The 1,408-nt window shown below is 37.4% G+C and carries 2 protein-coding genes; both read right to left on the minus strand.

The annotated features are described in order from the left end of the window. Window positions 1–116: 116 nt before the first annotated feature. A complete protein-coding gene (locus JCM9140_RS21935; RefSeq protein WP_235715440.1) occupies window positions 117–1,025 on the minus strand; it encodes an IS3 family transposase in 909 nt (302 codons plus the stop codon). Beyond that, window positions 1,022–1,330, minus strand: a complete 309-nt coding sequence (locus JCM9140_RS21940) for a transposase (RefSeq protein ID WP_034751815.1) — start codon at window positions 1,328–1,330, stop codon at window positions 1,022–1,024. The genes JCM9140_RS21935 and JCM9140_RS21940 overlap by 4 nt, the downstream gene beginning before the upstream one ends. Window positions 1,331–1,408 lie beyond the last annotated feature (78 nt).

The following is a 1,408-nucleotide window of genomic DNA, read 5'->3' on the forward strand; positions in this document are numbered from 1 at the left end:
GGAATTCTGTCAATAAAATAGATATATTTCGGACATGGAGTGGCGTACTTTTTCGCTTCCGCACTTCGTTTGGATGCCTCGGTCTAAAGCCTCGATTCCAAAAACGAACCGATCCTTTAGACCAAGGTACTTTTCTCTAAACTGGCGTCCTGTTGAGACGCCGAATTATACGCCATTTCATACGCAATTGGAGTGGCGTATCCTAAAGTAGAATGCGTTCTTTTCCGATTATAAAACTCTACGTAAAATTCAACCGCAGCTATCGCTTCGGCTTTTGTCTTAAATATAAATCTACATAGATATTCTTTTTTCATAGATGCAAAAAATGACTCTACACATGCATTATCGTAAGGAGTTGCTTTCCTACTCATACTGATCGTAGCTTTTGCTTCCTTCAACGTCTCAATATATTTATTTGAACAATATTGCGAACCCCTATCTGAATGGTGGATCCAACCAGGTTTCGGTTCACGTATAGCTAAAGCCTTATTTAGAGCTTTCAGTGGTAAAGATTTATCCATACGGTCATTTATGGCATAACTAATTAATCTTCTTCCATACAGGTCTAAAATAGGATTAAAGTAAATAAACCCTTCTCCAGTATGAATATAGGTAAGATCCGTTGCCCAAACTTCATCTGGAGAATCTGGTTGAAAATTACGTTGTAATTCATTTGGGAATACGGTCATTTCATGATCAGAGTCAGTTGTTTGAACATAGTTAATCTGAGGGTTAGCATATAGACCTAACTCCCGCATATGATTAGCTACCTTTTTCTCTGAAACAATAAGACCCTCAGCTATTAACTTTTGGTAAATACGAGGACTCCCATACGTCCCATGATTATCGTAGTAGTGAAACTTGATCCGTTCATCCAATATGCGATTCTGTTTCTCTCGTTCCGTCTCTTCTCTATCCAAACGTTTCACGTAGAGGTAATACCCCGATGTAGACACACCTAGTACTGAGCACATCTTCTTGATGGTGTGTTCATTCCGATAGGAATGAATAAAAGCAAATTTCAGTTCTTTTCTTGCGTGAAGATGTGCATTGCTTTTTTTAAGATGTCTATTTCCTCTTCAAATTCTAATCTCCTTCTTTTCTCTTCTTCGTACATGTCTTTATACTCACTTGCCGTCAATAGCTTACTTTGAGCATTCTGTTCCGCTTCCTTTTCCTTTTGACGATAACGATATACCCATTTTGATAAGGTATCGTACGGCACATCAAGCTCATTACTAAGATCTATAATTTTTTTGCCATCCTTAATGACCATCTTAGCAACAAATTCTCTGAAATCAGCAGTATATTTCTTTTGCTTTTTCTCCATATGAACACGTCCTTTGTAATGTTATTTTGATTAAAACATTACGCCACATGCCATGTCCACTTTTCATACTACATTCAA

It is taken from the genome of Halalkalibacter wakoensis JCM 9140, assembly GCF_000513095.1.
Taxonomy (GTDB): Bacteria; Bacillota; Bacilli; order Bacillales; family Bacillaceae_D; genus Halalkalibacter; species Halalkalibacter wakoensis.

Bases quoted from the DNA above. Each gene is read 5' to 3' on its own strand.
- JCM9140_RS21940 (WP_034751815.1), bottom strand. From the start codon at position 1,330: ATGGAGAAAAAGCAAAAGAAATATACTGCTGATTTCAGAGAATTTGTT.